Source organism: Terriglobus sp. YAF25 (assembly GCF_052113305.1).
In the GTDB taxonomy this organism is placed as follows: domain Bacteria; phylum Acidobacteriota; class Terriglobia; order Terriglobales; family Acidobacteriaceae; genus Terriglobus.
Genome location: NZ_JBFRCY010000171.1, coordinates 1 through 9,498, shown reverse-complemented (window position 1 = coordinate 9,498; position 9,498 = coordinate 1). Strand labels below are relative to the sequence as shown.

Below are 9,498 nucleotides of genomic sequence, written 5' to 3'. Positions count from 1 at the left end.
TCGCTACGCAGGTTGGCATTGAGAACCTTCTCCTGGTGCGCGGCCGGCATATGGTCCTTCACAGGCGAGTCTTTCACCTTGAGGACTTTTAGTTCGCCGCCCAGGCAGGAGCGATAGAACTCCATTGCCTGGAGGCAGTTGCCGTCGAAGAGAAGGTATGGGGTCAACGTGGTTCGTTCTGCATCGTAGGTGCGCATGGTTTGACTTACCTCCGAGTGGGATGGAGCCGCGACCAGGGCGGCAGCAGAAGCTGCAGTGGCGACGAACCGGCGGCGGGTGAGTGAGTTGGTGTGAGACATGGCTGACTTTCCCCTTTCACGCAATAGTCGGAGCCAGGGATCCGTTTCTCGACATGGCCATGAAAAAATTCAGCTTAGGGGAGATATCACCGGTCTTAATCAAAACCTGTGAGAATACAGGCATGACAACGCATCCCCATGCGCCGGCGCCCGCCCCCACAACACGGCGGACTGTTTTCGGACGCACAAAACTGCTGCTGCTTCTGGCGTTAGTGGCACTGCTGGTCTTTTTTCTGGCCGTCTCCTGGACGACCCGCGACTCGATGGCGCATCTTCCCTTCCTGAAAGGACAAGGCAAGGCACGGGTACTGGCTGACCAGGACACCCTTGTCGACACACGGCCGTGGCAGACGGCGCAGGCCCTGGCTCCGCTGGCAGTGACCGCGGAAGAGGTAGAGTATGCGCGCCAGGCTGAGAAGCTGGCCGACCATGAAGTCGACCAGGCTTTCGCTTCTGCATTGCGGATGGCAAGCGCACAGGTACAGCACAAGTCTCTCTCTGGAGAAGCTCTGGAGCTCTCACAAAAGGTCAAAGAGCTGCAGACGCTGGTGAAACAGGACCAGGCAGCGGTGCAGGCCTTAACTCCCGCGTCTGCTCCTGCGACAAGTGCGCCCGGTGGCGCCGCGCAGGCAGCCGCAAGCTCCGACGATCTGGAGATCGCTAAGGCGCAGCTTGGGCTCGATACGGATCAGCTTGCCGACGCACAGCAGGACCTGGCGCGCGCGGTGGGCGACCAGCGCAGTCGGATTCAGGAAGAGCTTGCCGAGCGCGAAGCCGCGGTAAAGAAGTATGACAGCGAAGCGCATGGCAACACCCAGACAGCGGTTCTCTCCGCGGGACAGTACGGCACCCTGGCGGGACGCATCCGGGCATGGATGAACCAGCGCAGCCGCTATCAACTGATTCAGCAGGCGCTGCAACAGGCGAACGCGGACATCGCAGCCCTGACCGCGCAACACAATGCGCTGGAGGCGAAGGCCAACACTGCAACCAACGGTGCAGCAGCCGGCGGCGGCGACCATGCCTCCCGGCTCGCCAGCCTGAAGGAGCGTGCCGCCGAGCGACAGATCCTCAGCATCTTTGACGACCGCATCCAATCGCAGCAGCAGCTCGCTGATGTCTATCGCAAGTGGAGCGACCAGGTACTGTTACAACACCGTATCCTGCTGCATCTGTTGCTGCAGTCGCTGGCGGTGATTGTGGCGATCCTGGTGTGCATCATCCTGACCGAAACTCTGATTCTGAAGTTGCTGGAGCGCCCCGCACTCGATCGCAGGCGCAAACAGACGCTGCAGACAATTTTGCAGTTGGGCGTCCAGGTCATGGGCATTCTGCTGGTCCTGCTGGTGATCTTTGGATCGCCGCGACAGATGACTACCATCCTGGGACTGGCGACCGCCGGCCTTACCGTTGTGCTGCAGGACTTCATCCTCGCCTTCTTCGGCTGGTTTGTGCTGATGGGCAGAAACGGCATCCGCGTCGGCGACTGGGTAGAGATCAATGGAGTCGGCGGAGAGGTAATCGAGATCAATCTCTTCCGCACGACGATGCTCGAGACCGGCAACTGGACCGACAAAGGACATCCCACCGGCCGCCGCGTGACCTTCATCAACAGCTTCGCCATCCGCGGACAGTACTTCAACTTCTCGACCACCGGCCAGTGGATGTGGGATGAGATCTCCGTGAGCATCCCTGCATCGGAGACCACCTACGAGGTAGTGGAGGAGATTCATGACGTCATCGTGCAGGAGACGGAGAAGAGCGCTCGACTCGCCGAAGACGAGTGGAGACGCAGCACACGGCAATACGGCCTCAGCCAGTTCAGCGCCGATCCAGCGATCAACCTGCGGCCTTCAGGTGCAGGAATCGATCTGGTGATCCGCTACATCACGCGGGCAGCTCAAACCCTCGCCCCATTCAACCATTCAACGATTCCACCATTCAACTACCTCGCAAACTCCGCATTGATCCACTTCTTCGTCGCATCGTACTGCTGTGGACGGCCCAGGAAGTTTTTCACCAGGGTATTTGCGCTCGCCGCACCGCCCGGCTCCAGCACTGTCCTGCGATAGCGCATTGCCGCCGGACCATCGAGCAGGTTCTTCGGATCGAACTGTCCGAAGAAGTCCAGGGCAATCACCTTGCTGAGCTGGTACGTGTAGTAGTTCGACGAATAGCTGACCAGATGCGTGAAGGTCGCATACATGCGCACATCGGGTGACCCGGCGTAGGGTGTTTGCGTTCAGGCGAGCCTCGGGAAGAGCGATCCCCTTCTTACCCTGCACGACCGTGCCGGCGTTGAACCACTTGTTCTTGCCGGCACGCGGATGCATGTCGAGATAGATGATGCCGATCTTCTGACGATCTGGCGTGGAGCGGTCGAAGACATCGAAGGCCTTAACCGACGGATGCCAGAGCGCAGCGTCCTTCATCTGGACGAACTCGATATGGAACATACGAGCGGCGGTGTCGAGCACACCCTTCTCGACCTCTTCGTAGGGGAAGTAGGCACGCACCGCCTGGGAGTCGAAGTTGAAGTGGTCGCGGCGGAAGAGCTCGCCGAAGTATGAGGCGGAGTAGTCGGAGATCTGCGTCAGGCCGGGCTCCTGCTTCTGTGCGAAGGCGAGAAGCTGCGCATACTCCTTGTCCATGGCGGGACGGGCGGCCTTGTCCAACTCGTCGATCAGCGACTGGATGTTGGCGGGTGTGCCGATCATCTTGTCGGCGCTGGACAGTTCAGCCCAGCTCTTCATACCGATCAACTGCGAGATCTCTTCGCGTAGAGCGATGAGCTGTAGCAGGAGATCTTTATTGGCCGGATAGCAGCGGCCCATGTAGGTGAGGTAGAGCTGCTTCCGTAGCGCGGCCGACTTGGCATAGGTGATCACCGGGCGATAGTCGGGCTCGTCTGTGGTGATGGTAACCATGCCATGCTCATCGGGCTGATGACGGGCGATGTAGTCGGCGGGCAGGCCGTCGAGCTCACCGGCCTTGACCTGGATGCTGGCGGTACCTTCGGCGATGTTGCGATTGAACTGGAGGGCAACGGCGGTGAGCTTGTCGCGCAGGTCGCGGATCTTTGCGCGCGTGGCCTCGTCCTTATCAACACCAGCAAGACGATATCCCTTCAGCTCGCGCTCGAGATAATGCTTCGTCTCGGCGTCGAGACTGTCGGTCTTGATCGCAACCAGCGCGTCGTAGAGCTTGCGGTTGAGGGAGATCTCCGCACCGACGGAGGAGACACGCCGCAGCTCGGTCTGTGCTACATCGCGCAGCTCCTTCACCGGAGAGGCATTGTTCAACAGCGACGGCCCCATGCTCGCGGTGGAGAGAGCGCGACCCATCTCATCAAACGGGGCCAGGGTGTTCTCCACCGTGCGCGGTCCCGGGGCGTCAAGTATCTGTTTCTCCAGGCGGGCGACATCGTCGAGATGACGCTGCACCCAGGCCGTCACTCCGGCAGGATCAGGATTGCCGATCCAGACATGCAGCGGATCGTTGGCTGGCGTTTCGGCGATAACGGGGGCGGTGGTAAGTGTACTCATCAACAATCCTGCAACGAGAAGTTTGCGCACAAGAGACGTGCTCCAATTCGATCTGGATTGGGATGAGGATAACGCACTGAGAGACAAAAGCCCCGCTGCCATGAGCGGAGCTTTTCTTTACTGGGCGTACCGACAAATCCATTTAGCCTGAGGTGGTCTCAGACAACCGTGAAAATGGGTGGGAGCAGCGGGCTTCAGCCCGCTGATAAAGGATAAGAAGTGAATGGGCTTCAGCCCTGGGCTCGCTTGTCCATTAGAGGAAAGGCCCACGGCTCCATCCGATTCGAGCTTCGCTCGAACATCCCACCCATCGCGATGCGATGGATGGGGCACCCAGAGTTTGGGCTCCGAAACTTCGGACATCGCCCGGAGACTGCTTCAGGCTTCGACATAGCGCATATTCTTCAGGTCTTCGATCAGGCTTGGTCCAACAGGCTTCCAACCCAGCGCCTGTTGTGTCCATGCGCTGGAGGCCGGCATATCCAAACCGGCGAAGATAGCCAGCCAGCCGAAGTGCTCCGCCACCTGTTCTTGTGTGATGGAAACTACCGGGACCTTCAGGCCCTGGCCGACGACCTCGGCGATCTCACGCATGGAAACACCCTCTTCCGCCACGGCGTTATAGCGCTTTCCTGCTTCCCCCTTCTCCAGTACCAAGCGGTACAGCTCTGCTGCAGCAAACCGAGGCACGGCGGGCCAACGGTTACGCCCCTCGCCGATGTAAGGAGAGATGCCCTTCTGGCGTGCGATCTGAATGGCGTAGCTCACCAGGCCCTGCTTCTCGGTGTCGTGCACTTGGGGGAGACGAACGACCATCGTCCGGACTCCGCCTTCTGCCACCGCAGCCACGGCCTCTTCGGTTGCGCCACGGGGAATGATCTTCGAGCTCACCGGAGAATCGGTCTCCAGACCGATGTGGCCGTTGCCGCCATGGCCCGCAATACCGGTACCGGAGGTAACGATCAGCGGACGATCGGAACCGGCGAGTACCTCGCCCAGCGCCTGGATGACTTGGCGGTCGGTCTCGCAGTTGGCCGCGAACCGGGAGAAGTCGTGATTGAAGGCGGTGTGAATGACGGCGTCCGCATTCGCCGCCCCGTTCCGCAGACTYTGAAGGTCTTCGAGGTCGCCGCGATGCACCTCTGCTCCGGCCTTGCGGAGTTGCTCCGCACCAGCATCGGAGCGCGTAAGGCCAAGGACCTTGTGGCCCGCCTGAATGAGCTCCGGAACAATCGCCGAACCGATAAATCCTGTTGCACCCGTAAGGAAAACCCGCATCGATACTCTCCTAGTTAGAGGGGCAAGAGCCCCTCTAACTAGGACGATAGGCAATGCGCGGCATACGATCTATGCTTGAGAATCCGTAATACCTTCGCGAGCGTCCAATACAGCATGGATCCCCTTTCGGCCGTGCTGTCGTTGCTGAAACCGCGCAGTTACACCTCCGGCGGTATGGATATGGGCGGCGACTGGTCGATCCAGTTCGGTCCGCACGACGGCATCAAGTGCTACGCCGTGGTCTCAGGCGAGTGCTGGCTTGCGGTGGACGGTGCTCCCGAGTCGGTGCATGTCTCCGCGGGCGACTGCTACCTGTTGCCCTCGGGCCGGCGCTTCCGGATGGCAAGCGATCTCTCGCTGCCGCCGGTCGATGCACAGACCATCTTTCGCTTCCCTCTGAATGGCGCTATTGCAACGTACAACGGCGGAGGTGCGTGCTTCGGACTGGGCGGGCACTTTGCCCTCTCAGGAGACAGCAGCATGCTGCTGAAGGTACTGCCGCCGATCGTGCATCTTGCAAAAGAATCAGACCGCGCCGCGATGCGGTGGTGCCTGGAACGCATGATGCAGGAGTTGCGCGATCCGCAGCCGGGCGGATATCTGATCGCACAGCAGCTCACCCACATGATGCTGGTACAGGCGCTGCGCCTGCATCTGGCGGAGCCAGCCAACGGCAGTGTCGGCTGGCTGTTTGCGCTGGCGGATAAACAGATCAGTGCGGCGATGAGTTGCATTCACAATGAGCCGGYGCGGCGATGGACGCTGCAGCAGTTAGCCGAAGAGGCGGGTATGTCGCGGTCGAGCTTCGCGGTGAAGTTTAAAGAGACGGTTGGTTCTTCTCCGATGGAGTATCTGACACGGTGGCGTATGCTGCTGGCTGCCGATAAGCTGGCGAATTCTGCAGAGCCAGTCTCTGCGATTGCGTTGTCGCTGGGGTATGAGTCGGAGAGCGCGTTCAGCACAGCGTTCAAGCGGGAGATGGGATGTTCGCCGCGGCAGTATGTGCGTGGGCGTGATGCGACTCGGCTTCCGGGGACGACATCTCCGCGAGAAGCAAAAGGCGGTTCGCGCGACGCGCGAATACCCACGTCCCAAAAGCGGGACATGGGGCACCCGGTGCACGGGTGATTTTAGGAAACCACGACCTGCGGTTGCACTTCTTCCTGGCTAATCTTTGCCCAGTCCTGCTTCAGGAACAGCGCAATCGCTGCTGCTAGCAGAAAGCCTGCGGCGGTAATCGAAAGCCCGAAGCTGAACCCGCGCTCCTGCGCAATGCGGCCCACGGTAAAGGGCGCGACTGCGCTGGCGATGCGGCCGAGGTTGTAGGCGAAGCCCATCGCTCGCCCGCGTAACGCCGTGGGAAAGGCTTCGCTGGATATAACGGAGAAGCCGCTGAAGAAACCCGTGCCCCAGAAGCCAACCACCGGACCGAGCAGTAACAGCGCAGTCGGCGTCTTCACCACTGCATAGAGCGGCACGACCAGCGCGGCCATCAACAGAAAGGTGACGTAGACCGGTTTGCGTCCGAAGCGGTCTGCCAGCGGACCGAAGCTGACGTAGCCAAGAAACGTACCGAGTTGCATCACGATGGTGAACGTGGACGTATGCAGCACATCGAGACCGTGGCCGCCTTTGCTTACCGGAGCAGAGAGAAACGACGGAGCCCAGGAGAAAAGTCCCCACCAGGCGAAGAGGCTGGCGGCGTTCATGCTGGTGATGACCAGTGTGCGCTGAGCGAGCTTGCCGCGGAAGAGTGCGCTGGCAGATACGTTGGTCGCAGGCGTCCAGTGTTCCGGCTCCTTCACCTTACGGCGGATCCAGATCGTGATCAGTGCGGGAAACAGGCCTGCGAGAAAGACAGCGCGCCAGCCGAAGTGCGGCATGATGAGCGCGACAACTCCGGCAGCCAGCGCATAGCCGATAGCCCAGGCACTCTGCACCAGTGCCAGAGCCTTGGCGCGATGCTGCTGCGGCCAGGTTTCCGCAACCAACGCCGCGCCCGCAGCCCACTCGCCGCCCATACCGATACCGAGCAGGAACCGACAGATCGCAAGCTGCGGAACTGTATGGACAAAAGCACAAAGTCCCGTACAAACCGTATAGATCAGAATCGAAAGCGAGAGCGCACGCGTGCGTCCCAGGCGATCGGCGACGAAACCGAACCCGATACCGCCRCCCGCGGCGGCAAGCAACGTGAAACTCATGATGAGCCCGGCGGTGGCGGAGCTCATGCCAAGGTCTTTCTGTGCCGCAGGAATGACCATGGAGTAGAGCATGACGTCCATGCTGTCGAGCATCCAGCCGAGGGCCGCGGCCAGCAAGGCGTTACGCCGTGCCGGGTGCTTGGCCAGGGACCAGAAGGCTGGGTTGTCGACCAGGGTGTCCGTCACATGCGCTCCTGTCTGTGGGTTAGTGATGCGCCGGGGTTGGAGGTGCGGGCTGCGGCGTTGCGGGCGTCGGATTCGTCTCCAGCGGCTCACCAGCCGTGCCGGTAGGAGCGGTGCCTGCTGTTGCCGGCTGCCCCGTTGCCGGCTGCCCAGGTGCCGCCGCCGATGTGGCCTCTTTGGTCTCCGGCAGAACTGGGCGATCGCGGTTCACAGACCACTGCACGCCATCGAAGAACTCCTTCTGCGTGCGCTTGATCTTGAACTTGCCATCGGTAAGGAACTGCAGGTGAGCATGATCGTATGCGAGCCCGGCGCCGGCGACAAGATGTAACCACTCGCCGCGTGCGGTTTCGTCCGGAGCCTCGGTGTAGCCATCGTCATAAGTCACATCCGGGAAACGTGCGCTGAAAGCTGATGCGCGTGCGCCCGGTTGCTGCCCCGTAACCGCCATATAGACGCGCACACCTTTATAGATGGGCTGCTGGAAGGCGCGCGGATCCCACTGCTGACCATAGCGGAAATAGCGTGCGTTCATACGCGCGTTCATGTCGAGCACGCCCGGCGCCTTAGCCATACCGTCGACGATGTAATCGCGCAGCGTGTAATTCACAGTCTTACTCTGCGGATGGTCGGCATCGTTGAAGTAATAGAGGCTGGTGAACCATCCACGCGGAGCCCACCAGGCGCGTCCCAACTCTGCTCCGTTGCGGGAGATGACCCAGGCCGAGTACTCGGAGAAGGGCTGCACCCACTCGTGGGACGGATAGCCGTGCGGGTTGAGGAAGCCGTCAGGCAGCCACGCCTCCCAGAGCTGACGCCGCGTGCGCGACTCGRGATAGAGCGGGTCCTGCTCCCACAGGCCGGTGATCATGTCAGCCGTGAGCGAGGCGTGATAGCCGGCATGCAGCATGTTGTCTGGCGTGATCTTCGCCAGGTCCATCGCCAGCTCGGCGCCGTCAGGATTGGTGATGGGATGAAGAACGACGTTGACCTTCTCAAGCGACTTACGCCGCGCATCATCAAGGACAAGCTCTTCGGCGAACTTGTGGATGTGGCTGGTGCTGCTGACCTCATTGGCGTGCTGGCGGCCGGAGTAGACGATGGCCGCCTTCAGCGTCGTCTCCTTCGCCATGGAGCGCAACGCGGAGGGCGTGGGCAGCATGACGTCCGCCGCCCAGATGTTATTGCCCATGTAGCTGCGGCCCATCCAGTAGATGTTCACACCGGGGAAGGTAGACAGGCGCGAGAGCAGACGCTCATTCTCCTCAAGCCCGATGGGTTGATCCCACTGTACGTAAGTCTTGTCAGATTTCTGCACAGCGGGGGTAACATCAGCGATCTGCGGACGTGGATGCACCGGCACGGGTACGGCAGCCTGCGCAGTAAGAGTCTCGGGCTTGGTGTGCTCGGCCGGATGCAGTTCCAGAGGAAGATCGAACTCGAAAGCAAGCTGTTTCAGATGTGGGTAAGCAAGGCGCGCGGTATAGAGGCTGGCCGCGTGCATCTTCTCCAGCCATGCGAGCTCTGCCTTCGCCTGCTCGGCAGAGAGGACCGTACGCTCCAGCGTGTCCTCGGTGACGAGGTTGCGCCACTCTTCAAACTTGTCTTCATTGCTCGCGACCGGAAGGCTCCATGTAAGCGCGGTCACGGAATCGGAGCCCTGCTGGATGCGGGTTGCTACCAGCCGCGGGTCGCCGGCTTCAAGCGCCGAAAGATCGCGCTTGAACTCATCGCCCGCATCACCCGCCTTCCATGCAAGCTTGACTTGTGGATGCGAGGCATCGCTGCCATAAAACTCCACATGAATGCGCGGATCTTTGCCCTCATCGGAGAGATGCGCGATGGGGACGATGCGCCCCATATAGTCCATAATGCCGGTCGAGAAGGTATTGCCAAAGATATAGAAGGAGTTCTGCGTCGCGAAGAGAAGATCTTCCTGCAGGCCTTCGAGCGAGGAGATACGTTCCTGATCGAGACCGAGAGCGTAGT

Annotated in this window: 5 protein-coding genes and 3 pseudogenes; 2 read left to right on the top strand and 6 right to left on the bottom strand. The window is 60.7% G+C overall.

The genetic code is table 11. The features are described from left to right. Positions 1-299, bottom strand: a pseudogene (locus AB4043_RS09255) (hypothetical protein); the annotation flags it as partial. Positions 300-352: 53 nt separating this feature from the next. Between AB4043_RS09255 and AB4043_RS09250 the strand changes: the two are divergent. Then, a pseudogene (locus tag AB4043_RS09250) lies at positions 353-1,837 on the top strand (mechanosensitive ion channel domain-containing protein); the annotation flags it as partial. Between the two features lie 407 nt (positions 1,838-2,244). Here AB4043_RS09250 and AB4043_RS09245 read toward each other — a convergent pair. The 3 genes and pseudogenes from AB4043_RS09245 to AB4043_RS09235 form a co-directional block, all read right to left on the bottom strand. After that, on the bottom strand, positions 2,245-2,505 hold the full coding sequence (locus AB4043_RS09245) for a M3 family metallopeptidase (protein WP_442306919.1): 261 nt from the start codon (positions 2,503-2,505) through the stop codon (positions 2,245-2,247). Between the two features lie 82 nt (positions 2,506-2,587). Next, positions 2,588-3,226, bottom strand: a pseudogene (locus AB4043_RS09240) (M3 family metallopeptidase); the annotation flags it as partial. Positions 3,227-4,222: 996 nt separating this feature from the next. After that, entirely contained in the window at positions 4,223-5,122 is a 900-nt protein-coding gene (locus AB4043_RS09235) for an SDR family oxidoreductase (RefSeq protein WP_442300500.1), read from the bottom strand. A gap of 114 nt (positions 5,123-5,236) precedes the next feature. Between AB4043_RS09235 and AB4043_RS09230 the strand changes: the two genes are divergently transcribed. Then, positions 5,237-6,250 carry an AraC family transcriptional regulator gene (locus AB4043_RS09230; protein WP_442306918.1) on the top strand — a complete coding sequence of 338 codons (1,014 nt, stop codon included), beginning with the start codon at positions 5,237-5,239 and terminating at the stop codon, positions 6,248-6,250. 2 nt (positions 6,251-6,252) lie between these two features. Here the strand turns inward: AB4043_RS09230 and AB4043_RS09225 are convergent, their stop codons facing one another. Then, a complete protein-coding gene (locus AB4043_RS09225; RefSeq protein WP_442300498.1) occupies positions 6,253-7,512 on the bottom strand; it encodes an MFS transporter in 1,260 nt (419 codons plus the stop codon). Positions 7,513-7,531: 19 nt separating this feature from the next. Further along, positions 7,532-9,498: M14 family metallopeptidase (locus AB4043_RS09220; protein ID WP_442306917.1), on the bottom strand; the 1,967-nt coding region annotated here is incomplete at its 5' end.